Here is a 20,858-nt window from a genome sequence, read left to right as displayed (position 1 = left end):
AGGCTGGGCGGGTGACGTCCTACACCCCGGCCCAGGTGACCGAAAAGACCGGTTTCACGATCGACACGCTCAGGTACTACGAGCGCATCGGCTTGCTCCACGAGGTAGGCCGCACCGCCGGCGGCCGGCGGTTCTTCACCGAGCAGGACGTGGAGTTCCTCCAGCTGCTGCGCTGCTTGCGCTACACGGGCATGCCGGTGGCGGAGATGCTGCGGTTCGTCTCGCTGTTGAGGTCGGGCGAGGCCACGCGCGAGGAGCGGGTCGACGTGCTGCGGGAGCACGAGGCTCGCGTGGCTGCGCAGATCGCGCGATTGCAGGAGCACCAGGAGCACATCCGGTTCAAGATCCGGCTGTACAGCGGCGCACCGGAGATGGTGTCGGCGGGCTGAGACGCTGTCACGCCCGCGGGACACCCATCGCCCGATCAGAACTGTCGGTGGCGGTCTGCATACTCCTCGTGTGATGATCCACAACGAGGGGACCGGCCGCACATGTCACACTGGAACAGACCCACGGCGACGCGCGGGAGCGGAGGTGAAGCGCGATGGCAGCACCGGCTGAGCCCGAGACGAACACCGAGTTCCACATCCCGCCCCGACCGGACGGCTGGACGGTCGACGAGGTTCTCGCCTTGTCCGAGGACCAGGCGTCACGGCAGCGGATCGAACTCGTGGACGGAGCTCTCTTCGTGAGCCCCGCGCCGACCTCGGTGCACCAGCGGCTCCTGCAGAGATTGCAGCTTGCGCTCGTGCCCGCACTGCCGGACGGCACCGAGTTACTGCCCGGCGTGAATGTGCGCTTCGGAACGCAGCGGCTGCTGGTCCCCGATCTGGTGATCCTCAACTGCCCTGGAGTCGACACCGTGGCGTACCTCGCGAGCGATGTCCTGCTCGCCGCGGAGATCGTCTCGCCGTCGACGAAGGTGCAGGACCGGATGCTCAAGAGGGCCATCTACGCCGAGGCGCTGATCCCGTACTACCTCCTGGTCGAGCCCGGCGAGCCCATCACGGCAACCTTCTTTGAACTCCAAGGTGGCGAGTACGAACCCATCGCCAAGAGCGACAAGACGGGTCTCGAGCTCACCCGGCCCTTCACCGCCACGATCCGCCTCGCCTGACCCGCGTTTGTACGAAAGCTGTACACCCCAGCGGCAAAGTCCGCCCCATGGACATCGCACACCTCCCGCGGCGCAGCTTCCTCCGCGGTGCCGCCGGGCTCGCCGTCGCCGGGGCCGCCGGCCTGGTCCTCCCCAACGCCGCCCGGGCCGCCACCGCCACCGCCCCGCGGATCTACAGCTGTGCCGAGTGGGGTGCCCGGCCGCCCGCCGACGCGCTCACCACGCTCGACCACCCCGCGAACCGGATCCTCATCCACCACATCGCCAGCGCCAACAGCACCGACTTCTCCCTCGCGCACGCCTTCCAGGTCGCGCGCGACGACCAGCACGACCACATCGACAACAACGGCTGGTCCGACACCGGGCAGCACTTCACCGTCAGCCGCGGCGGGTACCGGCTCGAAGGGCGGCACGGCAGCCTCGACGCGCTGCGCGGGCGCACCACGATGATCCAGGGCGCGCACTGCCCGGGGCAGAACACCAACGCCATCGGCATCGAAAACGAAGGCCTCTACACCAGCGTCGAGCCGCCCGAGACGCAGTTCGCCTCGCTCGTCGTCTTCTGCGCCTACATCTGCCGGCAGTACGGCATCCCGGTCGAAGAGATCAAGGGCCACCGCGACTTCTACAACACCGAATGCCCGGGCGACCGCCTCTACGCCAAGCTCCCGCAGCTGCGCAGCGAGGTCGCCAAGGCGCTCACGTCAATGTAGGTACCGCATCACGGCGCACAGCTCGTCCGGCGGCAGGGTGCCGAGCCGGTCGAGCTCGCCGCGGCGGATGTCCATCAGCGTCGTCGCCAGCTCGGGGCCGAACGCCGTCGTCAACGCCGAGTCCGCTTCGAACGCCGTCACCGCGTCGGCCAGCGAAGTCGGCAGCCGCTCGGAGGACGGGAGCGTTCCGGGGTCGACGTCGACCGGCTCCGGCAACGACTCCTCCGCCGAAAGCCCGGCCAGGCCCGCGAAGATCAGCGCCGCCACCACCAGGTACGGGTTCGCCGTCAGGTCGAAGCACTTGACCTCGAAGTTCGCCGCCCGGTCGCGCTGCCCGGCCGGGCCCTGCACCAGCCGCAGCGGCGCCTCGCGGTTTTCCAGGCCCCACACGCGGAACACCCCGGCCCAGTGGTGCGGCTCGAGGCGCAGGTAGCTGACCACCGAAGGCGCGCCGATCGCCAGCAGCGCCGGCAGCCGGGACAGGATCCCGGCGCCGAACGCCTCCGCCGTCTCCGTGAGCCCGAACCGCCGGTCGCCGCCGGCGCACAGGTTGCGGTCGCCGTCCCACAGGCTCAGGTGGACGTGGCCGCCGTTGCCGACGCCGTCCGGGGCGAACTTCGGCGTGAACGACGCCCGCAGCCCGTACTGCTCGCTGACGGTCCGGATGGTCTCGCGCGTCAGCACCGCGACGTCCGCGGCGCGCACCGGGTCGCCGGCCGCCACCGACACCTCGAACTGCCCGGCCGCGTACTCCGGGTGGATCTGTTCCACCGCGACGCCCTGGGCGGCCAACGTGGACACCAGCTTGCGCAGGTAGCCCGCCTGCGAAGACAGCCGCGCGTAGCCGTAGGCCGGGCCCGCGGTGGCCGAGCGCGGGTCGTCCGGCGCGTCGGCCGCCGTGACGACCCACTCGATCTCGAACGCCGTCCGCGCGTTGTAGCCCAGCTCCGCGAGCCGGGCCGTCGCGGCCGCGGCCAGCGCCCGCGCGTCCTGCGGGTGCGGCGCGCCTTCCTGGTCGTACCGCCACGCCGGCGCCCACGCCCAGCCGGGCTGCGCGGCCAGCGGCACGAGCGCGTCGAGGTCCGGGTGCAGCCGCAGGTCGCCGACCGGGCCGCGGGAATGCGTGCCGTCCACGATGTCGTCGGTGGCCAGGAAGAAGTCGAACGAGTTCGACGCGCCGACGCCCCACGCCGCCGCCGACCACAGCCGGTCCACCGGCACGGCTTTCACCCGCGCGATGCCGCTGTTGTCCACGAAGGTCAGCGCGACGAGCTCCACGCCGGCAGCGCGCAGGCCATCGGCCCGGAGCGCGCCTTGCTGGGCGAGTTCCGCCCGATCGAGCTGGCTCATCCTGCCCCCGTCGCTGTTCACTGGGTCTGCTCACCTGAGAGAAGAGGTGAAGATCGTGTCAGACACCGTCGAAACCCGTCCAGGGCTGCGCCGATCCCTCTCCGTCTGGCAGGCCGTCGGCCTGTCCGTGGCGTTGATGGCCCCGAGCATGGCCGCCAACATCAACCCCCAGCAGACCGCGGCCGCCGCCGGCCGCGCCGTGCCGCTCGCCTTCCTGCTCTCCGCGGTCGGCGTGCTGCTGGTCGCGTACGGCTTCGTGAAGCTCTGCCAGTACTACCAGCACGCCGGCTCGGTGTACGCCTTCGTCGGCGCCACCCTCGGCCCGCGCGCGGGCGTCGTCTCGGGCATCGGTCTCCTCGGGACGTACACGTTCTACGCCGTCGTGACGAGCTCGGCCGCGGGCACGCTGGGCACGGCTTTCCTGACGCAGGTGGGCATCTGGCCGGATCCGCCGTCCTGGGGGCCGTTCGTGCTGACGGCCGTCGCGCTGATCGGTGCCTGGCTGCTCGCCGTGCTGCCCGCCCGCCGCGGCACGAGCACCCTGCTCGCCGTCGAAGGCGCGACGATCGCGGTGATCCTGCTGGTCACCGTGGTGATCCTGGTCCGGCTGCTCGCGGGAAGCGCGCCCGGCGGCGCCCGGTTCACGATGGCCGTCTTCGTCCCGGAAACCGGGCTGTCCGGGGTGTTCCTCGGCGCGGTCTTCGGGTTCCTGTCCTTCGCCGGGTTCGAAGCCGCCGCGACGCTGGGGGAGGAAACCCACGACCCGAAGCGCAACATCCCGCGCGCGATCCTCGGCACGGCGATCTTCGGCGGCCTCTACTTCGTGGTGGTGACGGCCGTCGAGATGATGGCGTTCGGCGGCGATGCGGCCGCCTTCCACGACTCGCCGTCCCTGCTCGGCGACCTCGGCAGCCGGTACGCGGGCGCGTGGGCCGGCGACGTCATCAGCGTGGGCGCCGCGATCAGCGCGTTCGGCTGCTGCCTCGCCTGCGTCGTCGGCGGCTCGCGGCTGCTCTACGCCCTCGGCCGCGACGCCGGTGGCGGCCTCGGCCGGACGTCCTCGCGGGGTACGCCGGTCGCCGCGGTGACGGCCGTGACCGCCGCGGCGGCGCTGATCATCGTGGTGTGCGCGGTCTTCTTCGGCGCGACCGCGGCGGACACCTTCGCGTGGAGCGGTTCGATCGGGACGCTCATCCTGCTGGTGATCTACCTGCTCACGACGGCGGGCGCGATCCTGCTGCTGTTCGTGAAGCGGCGGATGCGCGTGCCGGGGTGGCACCTCGTGTTCCCGATCGGCGCGCTCGCCGTGCTCGGGTACACCGTGTACGTCAACGTGGTGCCCTACCCCACCGAAGGCGCGGCGCGCTGGTTTCCCGTGGTCGCGGCGGCGGTACTGGCCCTGGCGGTGATCTTGGTGCTGGCCGCCCCGCGGTTCGCTCGTAGGGTGGGGGAAAGGCTCAGCACAGTGGACGGAGGCCCATGACCGGTTTGCTCCCGTTCGTCGCGGACCTGCCGCTGGTGGACCACCACTGCCACGGCGTCGTCACCCGGGACGTCACCCGCGCGGACTTCGAGGCCATGCTGACGGAGGCCGATGCGCCGTCGCCGCTGGGCACCAGCCTGTTCGACTCGCTCATCGGGCTGGCCGTGCGCGCCCGCTGCGCGCCGGTGCTCGACCTGCCGGAGCACGCCCCGGCCGAGGCTTACCTCGAGCGCCGCGCCGAACTCGGCGCGGCCGAGGTGGCCCGGCGGTTCCTGCGGGCCACCGGCACGACCGACTTCCTGGTGGACGGCGGGTTCCTGCCGGACGCGCTGACCACGACCGCGGAGTTCGCCGGGCTCGCGGGCACGCGCGCGCACGACGTCGTCCGGCTGGAACAGGTGGCGGAGGCGGTGATCGGCGGGACCACCGCGGCCGGGTTCGCCGCGGCCTTCGCCGATGAGCTGGGGAAACGCGCCGCGACGGCGGTCGGGCTCAAGTCGATCGCGGCCTACCGCGCCGGCCTGGAGCTGGCGGGGGAGCGGCCGTCACCGACCGAAGTCGAGGCCGCCGCCGGGCGGTGGCTCGCCGCGGGCGGCGGCCGGCTGGCCGACGAGGTCCTGCACCGGCACCTCGTGTTCACCGGCCTCGACCTCGGCCTGCCGGTGCAGTTCCACGTCGGCTACGGCGACGCCGACGTCGACCTGCGCCGCGGCGACCCGCTGCTGCTCACCGGGCTGCTGCGGGCCACCCGTGACCTCGGTGTGCCCATCCTGCTGCTGCACAACTACCCGTTCCACCGCCACGCCGCGTATCTGGCGCAGGTTTTCGAGCACGTGTTCGTCGACGCCGGGCTCATCACGCACAACGCGGGGTTCCGGGCGCCGGCCGTGCTGGCCGAGCTCCTGGAGATCGCGCCGTTCGGGAAGGTGCTCTTCTCCACCGACGCCTTCGGCCTGGCCGAGCTGTACCACCTGGGCACGGCCCTGTTCCGGCAGGGTTTGTCGGACTTCGTGCGCACCGCATTCGACGCGGAGGCGATGTCCGAAAAGGACGCCGTCCGGCTGTGTGCTTTGGTGGGACACGAGAACGCGAACAGGATCTACCGCTTGGAGCACGTGTGAGTGATCTGTGGACCCGGTGGACGCAGGCGATCGCGGACGAACTGCCCGCCGCCGTCGAGCTCCGCCACGCCGTGCACGCCGACCCCCGCGGGTCCGGCGACGAGGAGGACACCGCCCGCCTGGTGGCCGGGGCGCTCGGCGCCGGCGACGGCACCCGCGTCGCCAAGACCGGGCGCGCCATCTTGCTGCCCGGCGGGGACGGCCCCGCCGTGGCCCTGCGGGCCGAGCTCGACGCCCTGCCGGTGCTGGAGGGCACCGGCGTGCCGTGGGCGTCCGGGAACGAGTTCATGCACGCGTGCGGCCACGACGTCCACCTCGCCGCGCTGGTCGCCGTCTGCCGGGCCGCGCGGCGCGCCGGCGTGCCGCGGCCGATCCTGGCGCTGCTGCAGCCGCGGGAGGAGACGTCCCCGCCCGGCGCGCTCGACGTCGTCGAGTCCGGCGTGCTGGCCGAGCACGGGGTGGACACGGTGATCGGCGCGCACGTCCAGCCGCGCATCGCGCACGGCGTCGTCTCGGCGGCGCCGGGGCCGGTGAACGCCTCCACCGACGAGTTCGAGGTGACCATGCACGGCCAGGGCGGCCACGCCGGCTACCCGCACCTGCTGCGCGACCCCATCCTGGCCCTGTCCCAGCTGGTCGTGAGCCTGCAGCAGCTCGCGTCCCGCCGGATCGACCCGGTGTTCGGCGCGGTCTGCTCGATCGGCCGCATCCAGGGCGGCGCCGCGGCCAACGTCGTCCCGAACAGCGCGAGTGCGTTCGGCTCCCTGCGCCTGATGCGCGCGAAGGACCGTGAGCGCGCCTTGGAAACGCTGGCGGACATCGTGCACGGCACCGCGCGGGCGCACGGCTGCACCGCCGAGCTGGAGATCAGCCCGTGCGAGCCGGTCCTGGACAACGACGCGGCGCTGGCCGCGGGAGCACAGCAGTGGCTCCGGCATGCCGGCTTCACCGTCGACGACAAGTTCCGCTCGTTCGGCGCGGACGATTTCGCCCACTACTGCGGCGGCGCGACCCGCGGCCTGATGCTGTTCGTCGGCCTCGGCGACACCGCGGGCGTGCCGAGCCTGCACGACGAACGCTTCCTGCCGCGCGACCAAGCCGTCACCCAGGTCGCCCACGCGCTGGTGGCGGGGTACCTGGCCGCCTTGGATGCTCAGGTGTCTTAGCGCTACGGTGGCCGCGTGATGAGCGCCTTTCTCGCGACGATCCCCAGCCCCGACCGTGGTGTCTGGCACCTGGGACCGATCCCGCTCCGCGCGTACGCCCTGTGCATCATCGCCGGCATCATCGTGGCGATCTGGTGGGGCGAGCGCCGCTGGGCGGCCCGCGGCGGCACCAAGGGCACGGTGATCGACATCGCGGTGTTCGCGGTGCCGTTCGGCCTGGTCGGCGGCCGGTTGTACCACGTGATCACCGACCCCGAGCTGTACTTCACCGAGGGCCGCAACCCGTGGAACGCGTTCGCCATCTGGGACGGCGGCCTCGGCATCTGGGGCGCGATCGCCCTCGGCGCGGTGGGCGCGCTCATCGCCTGCCGCCGCAAGGGCATCCCGCTGCCGGCGATGGCGGACGCGCTCGCCCCCGGCATCGTCGTCGCGCAGGCGATCGGCCGCATCGGCAACTACTTCAACCAGGAGCTGTACGGCGCGCACACGGACCTGCCGTGGGGCCTCGAGGTCTACCAGCGCTTCAACCCGGAGGACCCGGACAACCTGCTGAACGGCGTCGCGACGGGCCACATCCCGCTGCCGGAGAGCCCGGTCCACCCGACGTTCCTGTACGAGCTGCTCTGGAACCTACTGGTCGCGCTGCTGGTGGTGTGGGCGGACCGCAAGTTCAAGCTCGGCCACGGGCGGGCGTTCGCGCTGTACGTGGCCGGGTACACGGTCGGCCGCGGCTGGATCGAGATGATGCGGACGGACACGGCCAACCACATCCTCGGCCTGCGGGTGAACGTGTGGACGTCGATCCTGCTGTTCCTCGCGGCGGTGGTGTACTTCGTGCTCGCCGGACGGCGGGGGCCGCGGGAGGCGCCGGAGACGCTGGTGAGCAAGGACGCCGTGGGGCCGGACGAGGTTCCGGTGGCTTCTTCGGAAGCGGCTTCGTCGTCGGAGGCGGCTTCCTCGGTGGAGGGCGGCGAGCCGGAGCACGCGAAGGTCGCGGCCTCGTCTTCGGAAGCGGCCTCCTCCTCGTCGGAGGGCGGCGAGCCCGGGTCCGCGACCGCCGAGCCCGCGAAGGTGGTGGCCGATGCCCCGGCTGCCGCGGAGAAGCCGGCTTCCTCGGAGGCGCCGGCGCAGGAGCCTAAGAAGACCGACGAGAGCTGATCGCTCGCGTTGCGAAGGCCGCCCCAGGATGCCTGGTGGCGGCCTTCGTCGTGTGCGGGCTTGGGGCGCCGCCCCCCGGTTTCCACGCTACGGGGTGGCACCGACAGTTTCGGACGGCCGAAACAGGCCGGAGCGCTCGCCGGTCAGCCGGGTCAGAGGTCGGGCAGGCCCAGCTCCAGGTTCGGCGCCTGCAACCCGCCATCGACCTCGAGGATCTTGCCCGTGATGTACCCGCCGGCCCGCGACGCCAGGAACACCACCGTCGCCGCGATGTCCTCCGCCTCGCCGATGCGGCCCAGCGGGGTCGCCGACTCCATCTTCTCCTTCAGCTCCGGGTTGCCGACCACGATCTCCAGGGCGGACGTCGACACCGACCCCACCGAGATCGCGTTGACGCGGACGCGCGGGGCCAGGTCCGCCGCCGCCAAGCGGGTGTAATGCGCCAGGGCCGCCTTCGCCGTTCCGTACGCCGCGAAACCGCGGCCCGAGACCCGGCCCATCACCGACGAGATGTTGACCACCGAGCCGCCTGTCTTCACCAGCGATGGCGCCGCCGCCACCGTCAGCGCGTGGGCCGTCGCCACGTTGAAGCGGAACGCTTCCTCCATGAACTCGACGGAGCTCTCCAGCAACGGGCGCGGGTACGTGCCGCCGACGTTGTTGACCACCAGGTCGAGCCGGCCGAACTCGGACACCGCCGTCTCCGCCAGCGCGGCCGCCGCGTCGGGGGACGAGAGGTCGACGGGCACCGGGAAAGCCCGGCGACCCACGGCCGAGACGCGGGACGCCACCTCGTCGAGTTGCGCGGAAGTGCGGGAGGCGATCACCACGTCGGCGCCCGCTTCGGCGAGGGCCACCGCGGTGGCCGCGCCGATTCCGCGCCCGGCGCCGGTGACCACCGCGACCTGGTCGGTGAGCTTGAACCGATCGAGGATCATGCGGCGAAATGTAACACGTTCTAGTGACCCGGGACACACTGCTTCGATCACGTCACGTTAGACTTGACGGGAGTTTCCGAGCCGTATACTTAGCGGAACGAACTACCGGAAGCTCATCAGGAACTACGTCGTTCCGCGCAGCCAGATCGTTACCGTCCGACGCCGTCCGGGACGCTCTTGAGTGCTGCTGCCATGTTTCCCAGGTGTTAAAGTCGCGCTAACGAAGCGGGCCATCGTCGTCCCGTGCGCTCCCCGGCCGGTAACCCGGCCCCGCACGACAAGACGACGAAGGAGGTCCCGTTGATCTTCTCCGCCATGCCCGGCAAGCAGGGTCTGTACGACCCGGAGACCGAGCAGGACTCCTGCGGTGTGGCCATGGTGGCCGACATCCGCGGGCGCCGCTCCCACGGCATCGTCACCGACGGCCTGGCCGCGCTGACGAACCTCGACCACCGCGGCGCGGCGGGCGCCGAGCCCACCAGCGGTGACGGCGCCGGCATCCTCCTGCAGCTGCCCGACGCGCTGCTGCGGGCCGAAGCCTGTTTCGAGCTGCCCGCACCGGACGAACAGGGGCAGCAGACCTACGCCGCCGGCATCGCGTTCCTGCCGCAGGACGCCGAGCAGCGCCGCAAGGCCGTCGGGCTCGCCGAACGCATCGCCGTCGAGGAGGGCCTGGAGGTCCTCGGCTGGCGGGCGGTTCCCGTCGACGCCGATCGCGCCGACATCGGCCCGACCGCCCGCTCGGTCATGCCGCACTTCGCCATGCTCTTCGTGGCCGGTGACCGGAAATCGGGCGTGGAGCTGGACAGGCTCGCCTTCTGCCTGCGCAAGCGCGTCGAGAACGAGAGCGCGAACGCCGGCTGCGGCACCTACTTCCCTTCGCTGTCCTCGCGGACGATCGTCTACAAGGGCATGGTGACGCCGGAGCAGCTGCCCGCGTTCTTCGCCGACCTGCGTGACGAGCGGCTGGAAAGCGCCATCGCGCTGGTGCACTCCCGCTTCTCCACCAACACCTTCCCGTCGTGGCCCCTGGCGCACCCGTTCCGGTTCGTGGCCCACAACGGCGAGATCAACACCATCCGCGGCAACCGCAACCGCATGCGGGCCCGCGAGGCGCTGCTGGAATCCGACGTCATCGCCGGCGACCTGAGCAGGCTGTTCCCGATCTGCTCGCCGGACGCGTCGGACTCGGCGTCCTTCGACGAGGTCCTCGAGCTGCTGCACCTGGGCGGCCGGTCGCTGCCGCACGCGGTGCTGATGATGATCCCGGAGGCGTGGGAGAACCACGCCACCATGAAGCCCGAGCGCCGCGCCTTCTACCAGTTCCACGCCAGCCTGATGGAACCGTGGGACGGCCCGGCCTGCGTCACCTTCACCGACGGCAGCCTGGTCGGGGCGGTCCTGGACCGCAACGGCCTGCGCCCGGCCCGCTGGTGGCGCACGGCCGACGACCGCGTGGTCCTCGCGAGCGAGGCCGGCGTGCTCGACGTCGCCCCGAAGGACGTCGTCGCCAAGGGCCGGCTCAAGCCCGGCAAGATGTTCCTGGTCGACACCGAAGCCGGCCGGATCGTGGACGACGAAGAGGTCAAGTCCGCGCTGGCCGCCGAGCTGCCCTACGACTCGTGGCTGCACGCGGGCCTGCTCAAGATCGCCGAGCTGCCCGACCGCGACCACGTCGTGCAGAGCCACGACTCCGTGCTGCGGCGCCAGCTTTCCTTCGGCTACACCGAAGAAGAGCTCAAGATCCTGCTCGCGCCGATGGCCGAGAAGGGCGCCGAGCCGATCGGCTCGATGGGCACGGACACCCCGCCCGCGGTGCTGTCGAAGCGGTCCCGGCTGCTCTACGACTACTTCAAGCAGAACTTCGCGCAGGTGACCAACCCGCCGCTGGACGCGATCCGCGAGGAGCTCGTCACCTGCATGGCGCGGATCATGGGCCCGGAACGCAACCTGCTGGCCCCCGGCCCGGCGTCCTGCCGCCACCTGAAGCTGCCGTACCCGGTCATCGACAACGACGAGCTCGCCAAGCTCATCCACATCAACGACGACGGCGACCTCCCCGGCTTCGCCTGCAGCGTCCTTTCCGGACTGTACGAAGTGGACGGTGGAGCGGAAGCGCTCGCCGGCGCGATCGAACGCGTCCGGCGGGAGGCCTCCGAAGCCATCGCGGCCGGCGCGCGCACGCTCGTGCTGTCCGACCGCGACTCCGACCACCGGATGGCGCCGATCCCGTCGCTGCTGCTGGTTTCCGCGGTGCACCACCACCTGGTCCGCACCAAGGAGCGCCTGCGCGTCGCGCTGGTCGTCGAATCCGGGGACGCGCGCGAGGTGCACCACATCGCGCTGCTGCTCGGCTACGGCGCCGCCGCGGTCAACCCGTACCTGGCCTTCGAGACCATCGAAGACATGATCGGGCAGGGCGCGGTCACCGGCATCGAGGCCGCCAAGGCGATCCGCAACTACGTGCAGGCGCTGGTCAAGGGCGTCCTGAAGATCATGTCCAAGATGGGCATCTCCACGGTCGGCGCGTACACCGCCGCCCAGGTCTTCGAATCCCTCGGCCTGAGCCAGGACCTGCTCGACGAGTACTTCACCGGGACGTCGTCGAAGCTCGGCGGCGTCGGCCTCGAGGTGCTCGCCGAAGAGGTCGCGACGCGCCACCGCCGCGCGTACCCGGAAAACCCGACCGATCGCGTCCACCGTGGACTCGACACGGGCGGCGAGTACGCCTACCGCCGCGAGGGCGAGCTGCACCTGTTCACGCCGGAGACGGTGTTCCTGCTGCAGCACGCGTCCAAGACCGGCCGCGACGAGGTCTACCGCAAGTACACCGAAGAGGTGCACCGCCTCTACCGCGAGGGCGGCACGCTGCGCGGGCTGTTCGCGTTCAAGGACGGCGTCCGCGAGCCGGTGCCGCTCGACGAGGTCGAGCCCGCCGAGGCCATCTTCAAGCGCTTCAACACCGGCGCGATGTCGTACGGCTCGATCTCGGCCGAGGCGCACGAAACCCTGGCCATCGCGATGAACCGGATCGGCGGCCGCTCCAACACCGGTGAGGGCGGCGAAGACCCCGAGCGGCTCTACGACCCCGAGCGCCGCAGCGCGATCAAGCAGGTCGCTTCGGGGCGCTTCGGCGTCACGAGCGAGTACCTGGTCAACGCCGACGACATCCAGATCAAGATGGCGCAGGGCGCGAAGCCCGGCGAGGGCGGCCAGCTGCCGCCGAACAAGGTGTACCCGTGGATCGCGCGCACCCGGCACTCCACGCCGGGCGTCGGCCTCATTTCGCCGCCGCCGCACCACGACATCTACTCCATCGAGGACCTGGCCCAGCTGATCCACGACCTCAAGAACGCCAACGAGCACGCCCGCATCCACGTGAAGCTGGTGTCCGCGCTGGGGGTCGGCACGGTCGCGGCCGGCGTGTCCAAGGCCCACGCCGACGTCGTGCTCATCTCGGGCCACGACGGCGGCACCGGCGCGTCGCCGATGAACTCGCTCAAGCACGCGGGCACGCCGTGGGAGATCGGCCTCGCCGAGACCCAGCAGACGTTGCTGCTCAACGGCTTGCGCGACCGCATCACCGTGCAGGTGGACGGCGCCATGAAGACCGGGCGCGACGTCGTCGTCGCGGCGCTGCTCGGCGCCGAGGAGTACGGCTTCGCGACGGCCCCCCTCGTCGTCGCGGGCTGCATCATGATGCGCGTCTGCCACCTCGACACCTGCCCGGTCGGCGTCGCCACGCAGAGCCCGGAGCTGCGCAAGCGCTACACCGGCCAGGTCGAGCACGTGGTGAACTTCTTCAAGTTCGTCGCCGAAGAAGTCCGGGAAACCCTGGCGGCGCTGGGCTTCCGCACCCTCGACGAGGCCATCGGCCACGCCGAGCTGCTGGACACCGACGAGGCCGTCGACCACTGGAAGGCGTCCGGTCTGGACCTGGCGCCGATCTTCGAGATGCCGGCCGAGACCCCGTACGGCGGCGCGAAGCGGCGCACCCGCGGCCAGGACCACGGCCTCGAGCACGCCCTGGACCGCACGCTGATCCAGCTCGCCGAGGCGGCCTTGGAAGACGCGCACCAGGTGAACATCGAGCTGCCGGTGCGCAACGTCAACCGGACCGTCGGCACGCTGCTCGGCTCGGAGATCACCCGCCGCTACGGCGGGGACGGCCTGCCCGAGGGCACGATCCACGTCACCCTCACCGGGTCGGCGGGCCAGTCGCTCGGCGCGTTCCTGCCGCGCGGCATCACCCTCGACATGGTCGGCGACGCGAACGACTACGTCGGCAAGGGCCTCTCCGGCGGCCGGATCATCGTCCGCCCCGACCCGCAGGCGTCCTTCGCCGCGGAAGCGCAGACGATCGCGGGCAACACGATCGCCTACGGGTCCACCGGCGGCGAGATCTTCCTGCGCGGCCAGGTCGGCGAACGCTTCTGCGTCCGCAACTCCGGCGCCACGGTCGTCGCCGAGGGCGTCGGCGACCACGCCTTCGAGTACATGACCGGCGGCCGCGCGGTGGTGCTCGGCCCGACCGGGCGCAACCTGGCGGCCGGCATGTCCGGCGGCATCGCCTTCGTCCTCGACGTCGACGCGAAGAAGGTCAACCAGGACATGGTGGACCTGCTGCGGCCGACCGCCGACGACCTGGCGTGGCTGAAGAAAACCGTGCAACAGCACTACGATCTCACCCGCTCCGCGGTGGCGGCCTCGCTGCTCGGCGACTGGCCGCGCCGGTCGGTGGCGTTCACGAAGGTGATGCCGCGCGACTACCAGCGGGTCCTGGACGCGGCGAAGGCGGCGCGTGCCGCCGGCCGCGACGTCGACGAAGCGATCATGGAGGCAGCTCGTGGCTGACAATTGGCGGAGCCCCGGCCACGAGGGCCGACTGGGTGCGGGTATCCCGCAGGACACAGGGGCCGCTCGTGGCTGACCCGACCGGTTTCCTGAAGTACGACCGCGAAGAGCCGCCGAAGAAGTCCTACGACGAACGGCTTTCTTCGTGGGGCGAGGTCTACGCGGACGTTCCTTCCGCTGAGCGCAACGAGAAGGTGCGCAAGCAGGCGTCGCGGTGCATGGACTGCGGCATCCCGTTCTGCCACTCCGGCGGCTCCGGCTGCCCGCTGGGCAACCTCATCCCGGAGTGGAACGACCTGGTCCGCCGCGGCGACTGGGCCGCGGCGAGCGACCGGCTGCACGCGACCAACAACTTCCCCGAGTTCACCGGGAAGCTGTGCCCGGCGCCGTGCGAGGCGGGCTGCGTGCTGTCGATCTCGCCGCTCTCGGGCGGGCCGGTGGCGATCAAGCGCGTCGAGCAGACGATCGCCGACCAGTCCTGGGAAGCGGGCTACGTCCAGCCGCAGGTGTCCGAAGTGTCCAGTGGCCGCCGGGTCGCGGTCGTCGGCTCCGGGCCGGCCGGGCTCGCCGCCGCCCAGCAGCTGACCCGCGCCGGGCACGAGGTCACGGTGTTCGAGCGCGACGACCGCCTCGGCGGCCTGCTGCGCTACGGCATCCCCGAGTTCAAGATGGAGAAGAAGGTCCTCGACCGCCGCCTGGCGCAGCTGCGCAAGGAAGGCACCCGGTTCGTGACGGGCTGCGAGGTCGGCGTCGACCTGTCGGTGGAGGACCTGCGCGCGCAGTACGACGCGGTCGTGCTCGCGGTCGGCGCCCTGCGCGGCCGCGACGACACGACGACGCCGGGCCGCGAGCTGGCGGGCATCCACCTGGCGATGGAGCACCTGGTGCCGGCCAACAAGTACGTCGAGGGCGACGGCCCCCCGGCGATCGACGCGAAGGGCAAGCACGTCCTGATCATCGGCGGCGGCGACACCGGCGCGGACTCGTACGGAACGGCGACCCGCCAGGGCGCGCTGTCGGTGACGCAGCTCGACCAGTACCCGATGCCGCCCGCCACCCGCGACGATTCTCGGTCGCCGTGGCCGACTTGGCCGTACATCCTGCGCACGTACGCGGCGCACGAGGAGGCGGGCGAGCGGAAGTTCGCGGTGGCGGTCAAGCGGTTCGCCGGTTCTCCCGAGGGTCGCGTGACGGGCGTGGAGCTGCAGCAGGTCCGCGTGCAGAAGGACCCGGCGACGGGCCGCCGCGAGGTCATCCCGGTCAACGACGAGATCGAGACACTCCCGGCCGACCTGGTGTTGCTGGCGATCGGCTTCGAAGGCGTCGAGGAGATGCCCCTGCTGGGCGGCCTGGGCCTGTCACTGACCCGCCGCGGAACCCTGTCGTGCGGCGCGGACTGGCAGACGGAGACCCCGGGCGTGTTCGTCTGCGGTGACGCGCACCGCGGGGCGTCGCTGGTGGTGTGGGCGATCGCGGAGGGCCGGTCGGTGGCCAACGCGGTGGACACGTACCTGACAGGCGCGTCGGACCTGCCGGCGCCGGTGCACCCGACGGCGTTGCCGCTCGCGGTCGTCTGATCCGTTCGGAAGAGGGCATCCGGCTGCGCGCCGGGTGCCCTCTTCTTGGTTCAGCCGTCGAGTAGGGATGCCCGGAGCGATTCGTCCCGGGGTAATAGCCGGCCCCAACGGCCTTCGGTCACCCCGTCCGGACGGTCGGGTGAGGGCTCGACCACCCAGTTCCGAGGCCATACGTGGCGCTTCGACTCTCCGAGATCGATACGCGCCCAGCACCAGACAGTCTTCTCTTTGAGCGGTCCATCGGGTTCGGTTGTGTTGAAGGGAAAATTCTTGAAAGAGCCGTCGAGGATAAATGTCGGACCATGGAACTTCGCCCTGAAGAACCAAGAGATATTCGCAAACTCCGCCGACAGGAAGCCGGCGCCTTGCTGAAAATTGGTTCCGCCGAAGTCTGCTTCGTGCATGAACTCTGAACCGGTGAACGTGGCGGCCTTGACGAAATTGGACCCGGTGAAAGCCACTTGCTCCTGGAAGATGCATCCACTGAAGTATGTGTCACCAGACATGGTCGCGCGTATGAAGCCGAGAATTTTCGCGAAGCGGGCATTTCTGAAGTTGGTAAAGCCTTCGAAGGTGGCTGTGGTGAAGTGTGCCGTGTCGCCGAATTCCGCTTTTTCGAAGTCGACACTGCCGCAAAACAATGCCTCGCGGAAGGAAACAGGTCCGGTGAATTCTGCGTGACCGAATTTCGAAGTTCCGATAAATCGCGTGCCGGTGAAGTCGGCGGGGCCGAATCGGCAGTGTGAAAGGTCGAAGTTCGTCAGCGTCGCGTGGTTGAGGTCGATTTCGATTCCGGTCCAGAAGGTGGCGTCGTTGCCTGGCCGGAGGTGCTTTGTCAACACGCGCTCGGCCGCCAGGCGCACCTGCTCCTCCTGAGTTCCCTCTGCTGCCTCATAGGGCATCCGGAGGTAGGCGCAGAGCACATCCACGATGGTTTGCCGTTGTTCCGGATTGTCCTGGGCGAGCCGGCGCAGCGCGTAAAGACCGCCGAGGCGCACGGGGGCCTTGTCGGAGCCGAGCTGGTCCACCGCGCGGCCGTAGAGCTCGGTGATCCTGCGCGACTCCGCGTCCGCCTCTCCACTTCTGGCGACCTCCTCCTGCAGCTTGTGCGCGCGATCGATGGCCAGCTGGTCGAGGTGCTTCTGGATCAGGGCGATTTCGCTCGTCCGCTGGCGCCTCGCGGTGAGCCACAGTGCCGCCGCGCCGCCGGTGCCGAGCACGATCGTGCCGGCCGTCTTGATCGCCTCGAGCTGGGCGTCGTGCCGGCCGTCGCCGAAGGTGATCAGGAGGATTGTCGCCAGCCCGCCGCCGAAGAGGATCAACGCCACCGCCGCCCAGGTGATCGTCCTGTTCGACAGGACGGGGTAGGGCTGATCGGCGGCCTCGTGATCTGGGCGTTTCACGCTGGGAGTGTCGTCGCTGCCGGCGGAAGTGCTACAGCGAGCCGGTTAGGCCGGACGGCGGCTGTGCAGTCTGTACAACGGCAATTACTTTCGAGTAGTTGTGTCGCCTTTGCGACGATTCACTTCTGCGGAAGGTGGGGCGTCTTGAAGCACACGAAACTCCGGGCCGCGGTGGTCACCGCCGTCCTCTCCCTCGCGTTCGCCCTGGTCGGCGCGCCCGCCCAGGCCGCGCCGAAGCCCTTCTGGACGCCCGATGCCATGCGGGCGGCCGTCCCGATGGACTCCCTCGTCAAAGCTCCGGCCGCAACGCCGAAGGACGTGGCCAAGGGACAGAGCCAAATCATCCGGAGCATCCCGAACGGCGGTGGGCTCTGGACCGGCGGCGGCAAGGTCACCCAGACCGCCGGGCGCGTGTTCTTCCTCTTCAACGGCCAGAAGGCCTCCTGCTCCGGGGACGCCGTCACCAGCACCAACGGCAGCGTCGTCGTCACCGCCGGGCACTGCGTGAAGTACCAGGGCACCTGGCACACCCAATGGACCTTCGTGCCCGGCTACAACAACGGCAACGCCCCCTACGGCCAGTGGACGGCGAAGACCACCCTCACCACGCCGCAATGGGAAGCCAGTGAGGACATCAACTACGACGTCGGCATGGCCGTCGTGAACCCGCTCAACGGCCAGCGGCTCACCGATGTCGTCGGCGCGCAGGGCATCGCCTTCAACCAGCCGAAGAACCAGAACATGTACACCTTCGGCTACCCGGCCGCGGCGCCCTACGACGGCACCAAGCTGATCTACTGCAGCGGCAGCACCTTCACCGACTTCCTGCTGACCCAGGACCACGGCATGCAGTGCAACATGACCGGCGGTTCCAGCGGCGGCCCGTGGTTCCTCTCGTTCAACGAGGGCACCGGCGCCGGCGTGCAGGCCTCGGTGAACAGCTTCGGCTACAACTTCCTGCCGGGCTACATGTTCGGGCCGTACTTCGGCACCGACGCGCAGAACCTGTACAACCGCGCGCAAGCCGCGTGATCCCCGTCAGCCCAGGGGCGGAGCGGGAGTTCCGGTCCCTGGGCTGACGTCGGGCGCGGGCGTGCCCCGGCACGCTCGGGGCATGCGAAAAACCCTGATCGCGCTGGCTTTCCTCCCCTCGCTCGCGGCACCTCCGGCGGAGGCGGCCCCGAACCTCCAGTGGACGGCCCCCTGCCCGGACTACGGCATGTCGCCGTCCCCGGCCGCCGGCCTCGAATGCGCCACCCTGCGCGTGCCGCTCGACTACGCGCACCCGGGCCGCACCATCGAGCTCACCCTGTCCCGCCACCTCGGCACCCCCGGCCGGCGCCGCGGCGTGCTGCTGATGAACCCCGGCGGGCCGGGCAGCCCCGGGCTCGCCATGCCCGCCCAGCTGCAGCAGCGCCTGGGCGGCTCCGGCCTGCCGGACGCCTACGACGTCATCGGCTTCGACCCCCGCGGCACCACCTACAGCACGCCGGTGACCTGCGGCATGACGACGCCGGAAGAGCGCGGTGCCGTGCTCGGCCCGTACGCCGGCGGGCCGCGGGACGTCGTCGCCACGGCGGCGAAAGCGCGGGCCGTAGCCGAAAAGTGCGGTTCCGCGTCCACAAAGGACCTGCTGCCGCACATGACGACCGCGAACACCGCCCGCGACCTCGACCGGATCCGGGAAGCGCTGGGGGAGAAGAAGATCTCCTACTACGGCGTCTCCTACGGCAGCTACCTCGGCGCCGCCTACGCGTCGATGTTCCCGGCCCGCACGGACCGGATCGTGCTCGACAGCGTCCTCGGCCCGCGTGGCCTCGACGTCCGCGGCAACCAGCGGTTCGCCGAAGGCTTCGAAGACCGCTTCCCGGACTTCGCCGCGTGGGCCGCCCAGCGCGACGACGTCTACCACCTGGGGCGGACGCCGGCGGCGGTGACGGCGAAGTTCTTCGAGCTCGCCGCCGTCCGCGGGCCCGGGTTCCGGTCGGACACGTGGAACGGCCTCTACGACGACGCGTCCTTCCCGGCCGTGGCCCGGAACTGGGCGGGCACCGCGCGCACGACGGCCGGGCCGCCCGCCGCCGACAACCACGCCGCGCTGCAGCTGCAGGTGCTCTGCAACGACGCCGACTGGCCCGAGCAGGTCGGCTACTACCAGCGCGCGGTCGAACGCGAACGGGCGCGGCACCCGATGTTCGGCCCGGCCGCGGCGAACGTGAACCCGTGCGCGTTCTGGCCCGTCGAACGCGCCGAGCCGCCGGTGCGCGTGGGCGGCCCCGGCCCGGCGAACGTCCTGCTGGTGCAGAACCTGCGCGACCCGGCGACCCCGCTGTCCGGCGCGCGCGAGACGCGGGCGGCGTTCGGGGCCCGCGCGCGGATGGTGACCGTCGACGCCGGCGGGCACGGCGTCTTCACGCGGGAAAACGCTTGCGGAAACGCGGCGGTGCTGGGCTATCTGCGTGACGGGGTCTTCCCCGCGACCGACGGAACCTGTCAGTCTGGAGGGTGAGGGGGACATTTCCCCCTCGGGGGAAATGAGGGGAAAAACCGATGAAAAGAATGTTGTTCTTCGTCGTGTCCGTGCTGGCCGCGGGCCTGCTGGCGGCTCCTCCGGCGGGAGCGGAACCCGCCGCGCGGGGCCCGATCTGCATTCCGGAAGCCCTTTGGCTCCACGGGGCGGACGGAACCGCGATCTGCACGGCAGCGCCGAAACCGTCGATCATCCCGCCGTTCGCCGCGGTTTCCGAAAGCAATGGCAGTCAGGACGACTGGTGCCTGTATTCCCGGCCGAACTACGTCGGTTTCCCGACGCGGATCCCGGCGTTCTCGAGCGCCAATGTGTGGCTGACGGTCGCCTCGGCGCGGCCCTGCTGAGCGGGACGCACCCGCCGGGGTGGGGTGGTCGCGCAGCGTGACCGCGCCACCCCGGTCGCCGGCCGCGGTGGCGAACCGGGCGAAGCGCTTCGAGGCGCGAACCTTATCCTGGTCTGCGTGAACTGGACTGTGGACGTCCCCGTCGACACACTGCCCGAGCTGCCGCCCCTGCCGCCCGAACTGCGGACGCGGCTCGACAAGGCGCTGGCGCTGCCGGCCGCCCAGCAGCCGGAGTGGCCCGACCCCGAGGCGACCCGGCGGGTCCGCGGCGTGCTGGAGAGCGTGCCGCCGATCACCGTCCCGGCCGAGATCGACCGGCTGAAGAGCCGGCTGGCGATGGTCGCCAACGGCGAGGCCTTCCTCCTGCAGGGCGGCGACTGCGCGGAGACGTTCGAATCCAACACCGAGCCGCACATCCGGGCCAACCTGCGCACGCTGCTGCAGATGGCCGTCGTGCTCACCTACGGCGCGAGCCTGCCGGTGGTCAAGGTCGGCCGCATCGCCGGCCAGTACGCGAAGCCGCGCTCGGCCGCGACGGACGCGCTGGGCCTGCCGGTGTACCGCGGCGACATCATCAACTCCCTGGTCGCCAAGCCCGAGCTGCGCGTGCCGGACCCCGGCCGGATGATCCGCGCCTACGCGAACGCGGGCGCGGCGATGAACCTGGTCCGGGCGCTCACCGCCGCCGGCATGGCCGACCTGCACCAGGTGCACGACTGGAACAAGGACTTCGTGTCGGCTTCGCCGGCCGCCCAGCGCTTCGAGTCGCTGGCCAACGAGATCGACCGCGGCCTGCGGTTCATGTCGGCGTGCGGCGTCACCGACACGTCCCTGCAGTCGACGGAGATCTTCGCCAGCCACGAGGCGCTGCTGCTCGACTACGAGCGTTCGATGCTGCGCCTCGACAACGCCGACGCCGCCAACCCGAAGCTCTACAACCTCTCGTCGCACTTCCTCTGGATCGGCGAGCGGACCCGCCAGCTGGACGGCGCGCACATCGCGTTCGCCGAGCTGCTGGCCAACCCGATCGGGTTGAAGATCGGCCCGACGACCACGCCGGAGCAGGCGCGGGAGTACGTCGAGCGGCTCGACCCGCGCTCCGAG

The 20,858-nt window shown here is 70.8% G+C and carries 16 protein-coding genes; 13 read left to right on the top strand and 3 right to left on the bottom strand.

Features of this window, described 5'->3' with window-relative positions:
- The first annotated feature begins 11 nt into the window (after positions 1-11).
- From C2L58_RS23495 to C2L58_RS23485, 3 genes are all read left to right on the top strand, one after another.
- Positions 12-389: a MerR family transcriptional regulator gene (locus C2L58_RS23495; RefSeq protein WP_103339774.1), complete on the top strand. Its 378-nt coding sequence runs from the start codon at positions 12-14 to the stop codon at positions 387-389.
- A 155-nt stretch (positions 390-544) separates the two neighbouring features.
- The gene (locus C2L58_RS23490; RefSeq protein ID WP_103339773.1) at positions 545-1,117 is read left to right on the top strand and encodes a Uma2 family endonuclease; all 573 of its coding nucleotides are present in this window, start codon (positions 545-547) and stop codon (positions 1,115-1,117) included.
- A gap of 47 nt (positions 1,118-1,164) precedes the next feature.
- On the top strand, positions 1,165-1,830 hold the full coding sequence (locus tag C2L58_RS23485; RefSeq protein ID WP_103339772.1) for a peptidoglycan recognition protein family protein: 666 nt from the start codon (positions 1,165-1,167) through the stop codon (positions 1,828-1,830).
- On the opposite strand, the gene C2L58_RS23480 is transcribed toward C2L58_RS23485, so the two are convergent.
- Complete coding sequence (locus tag C2L58_RS23480; RefSeq protein ID WP_199191401.1) at positions 1,822-3,180, bottom strand: glutamine synthetase family protein; 1,359 nt, start codon at positions 3,178-3,180, stop codon at positions 1,822-1,824. The two genes, C2L58_RS23485 and C2L58_RS23480, sit on opposite strands and share 9 nt — an antisense overlap.
- A gap of 55 nt (positions 3,181-3,235) precedes the next feature.
- On the opposite strand from C2L58_RS23480, the gene C2L58_RS23475 reads away from it, so the two are divergent.
- The 4 genes from C2L58_RS23475 to lgt are packed head-to-tail and all read left to right on the top strand — an operon-like array spanning position 3,236 to position 8,108.
- Positions 3,236-4,663 (top strand): APC family permease, encoded by a 1,428-nt coding sequence (locus C2L58_RS23475; RefSeq protein ID WP_233225883.1) that lies wholly within the window; start codon positions 3,236-3,238, stop codon positions 4,661-4,663.
- Positions 4,660-5,784: an amidohydrolase family protein gene (locus C2L58_RS23470; RefSeq protein WP_103339769.1), complete on the top strand. Its 1,125-nt coding sequence runs from the start codon at positions 4,660-4,662 to the stop codon at positions 5,782-5,784. The genes C2L58_RS23475 and C2L58_RS23470 overlap by 4 nt, the downstream gene beginning before the upstream one ends.
- Complete coding sequence (locus C2L58_RS23465) at positions 5,781-6,950, top strand: M20 metallopeptidase family protein (RefSeq protein WP_103339768.1); 1,170 nt, start codon at positions 5,781-5,783, stop codon at positions 6,948-6,950. The genes C2L58_RS23470 and C2L58_RS23465 overlap by 4 nt, the downstream gene beginning before the upstream one ends.
- 18 nt (positions 6,951-6,968) lie before the next feature.
- Positions 6,969-8,108 carry a prolipoprotein diacylglyceryl transferase gene (lgt, locus tag C2L58_RS23460; RefSeq protein ID WP_199191400.1) on the top strand — a complete coding sequence of 380 codons (1,140 nt, stop codon included), beginning with the start codon at positions 6,969-6,971 and terminating at the stop codon, positions 8,106-8,108.
- A gap of 152 nt (positions 8,109-8,260) precedes the next feature.
- Here the strand turns inward: lgt and C2L58_RS23455 are convergent, their stop codons facing one another.
- Complete coding sequence (locus tag C2L58_RS23455) at positions 8,261-9,046, bottom strand: SDR family oxidoreductase (protein ID WP_103339766.1); 786 nt, start codon at positions 9,044-9,046, stop codon at positions 8,261-8,263.
- 300 nt (positions 9,047-9,346) lie between these two features.
- Between C2L58_RS23455 and gltB the strand changes: the two genes are divergently transcribed.
- The gene (gene gltB / locus C2L58_RS23450; RefSeq protein WP_103339853.1) at positions 9,347-13,900 is read left to right on the top strand and encodes a glutamate synthase large subunit; all 4,554 of its coding nucleotides are present in this window, start codon (positions 9,347-9,349) and stop codon (positions 13,898-13,900) included.
- Between the two features lie 68 nt (positions 13,901-13,968).
- Positions 13,969-15,477 (top strand): glutamate synthase subunit beta, encoded by a 1,509-nt coding sequence (locus C2L58_RS23445; protein WP_103339765.1) that lies wholly within the window; start codon positions 13,969-13,971, stop codon positions 15,475-15,477.
- Between the two features lie 50 nt (positions 15,478-15,527).
- Here C2L58_RS23445 and C2L58_RS49300 read toward each other — a convergent pair whose 3' ends face one another.
- Positions 15,528-16,880: a pentapeptide repeat-containing protein gene (locus tag C2L58_RS49300; protein WP_103339764.1), complete on the bottom strand. Its 1,353-nt coding sequence runs from the start codon at positions 16,878-16,880 to the stop codon at positions 15,528-15,530.
- Between the two features lie 144 nt (positions 16,881-17,024).
- Here C2L58_RS49300 and C2L58_RS23435 point away from each other — a divergent pair, with 144 nt between their 5' ends.
- From C2L58_RS23435 to C2L58_RS23420, 4 genes are all read left to right on the top strand, one after another.
- On the top strand, positions 17,025-17,912 hold the full coding sequence (locus C2L58_RS23435) for a trypsin-like serine peptidase (RefSeq protein ID WP_103339763.1): 888 nt from the start codon (positions 17,025-17,027) through the stop codon (positions 17,910-17,912).
- An 82-nt stretch (positions 17,913-17,994) separates the two neighbouring features.
- Positions 17,995-19,389, top strand: a complete 1,395-nt coding sequence (locus tag C2L58_RS23430; RefSeq protein ID WP_103339762.1) for an alpha/beta hydrolase — start codon at positions 17,995-17,997, stop codon at positions 19,387-19,389.
- A 53-nt stretch (positions 19,390-19,442) separates the two neighbouring features.
- Positions 19,443-19,754, top strand: a complete 312-nt coding sequence (locus tag C2L58_RS23425) for a hypothetical protein (RefSeq protein ID WP_158264152.1) — start codon at positions 19,443-19,445, stop codon at positions 19,752-19,754.
- A 117-nt stretch (positions 19,755-19,871) separates the two neighbouring features.
- The coding region (locus C2L58_RS23420) for a 3-deoxy-7-phosphoheptulonate synthase (RefSeq protein ID WP_199191399.1) at positions 19,872-20,858 on the top strand (987 nt) is incomplete at its 3' end.

Origin of the sequence: Amycolatopsis sp. CA-126428 (assembly GCF_002904335.1) — a bacterium.
Taxonomy (GTDB): Bacteria; Actinomycetota; Actinomycetes; order Mycobacteriales; family Pseudonocardiaceae; genus Amycolatopsis.
Note: the sequence above shows the minus strand (reverse complement) of the source record. Positions and strands in the feature narration are given on the sequence as shown.

Bases quoted from the DNA above. Each gene is read 5' to 3' on its own strand.
- C2L58_RS23455 (WP_103339766.1), bottom strand. From the start codon at position 9,046: ATGATCCTCGATCGGTTCAAGCTCACCGACCAGGTCGCGGTGGTCACC.
- C2L58_RS23480 (WP_199191401.1), bottom strand. From the start codon at position 3,180: ATGAGCCAGCTCGATCGGGCGGAACTCGCCCAGCAAGGCGCGCTCCGG.
- C2L58_RS23490 (WP_103339773.1), top strand. From the start codon at position 545: ATGGCAGCACCGGCTGAGCCCGAGACGAACACCGAGTTCCACATCCCG.
- C2L58_RS23470 (WP_103339769.1), top strand. From the start codon at position 4,660: ATGACCGGTTTGCTCCCGTTCGTCGCGGACCTGCCGCTGGTGGACCAC.
- lgt (WP_199191400.1), top strand. From the start codon at position 6,969: ATGAGCGCCTTTCTCGCGACGATCCCCAGCCCCGACCGTGGTGTCTGG.
- C2L58_RS23430 (WP_103339762.1), top strand. From the start codon at position 17,995: ATGCGAAAAACCCTGATCGCGCTGGCTTTCCTCCCCTCGCTCGCGGCA.
- C2L58_RS23485 (WP_103339772.1), top strand. From the start codon at position 1,165: ATGGACATCGCACACCTCCCGCGGCGCAGCTTCCTCCGCGGTGCCGCC.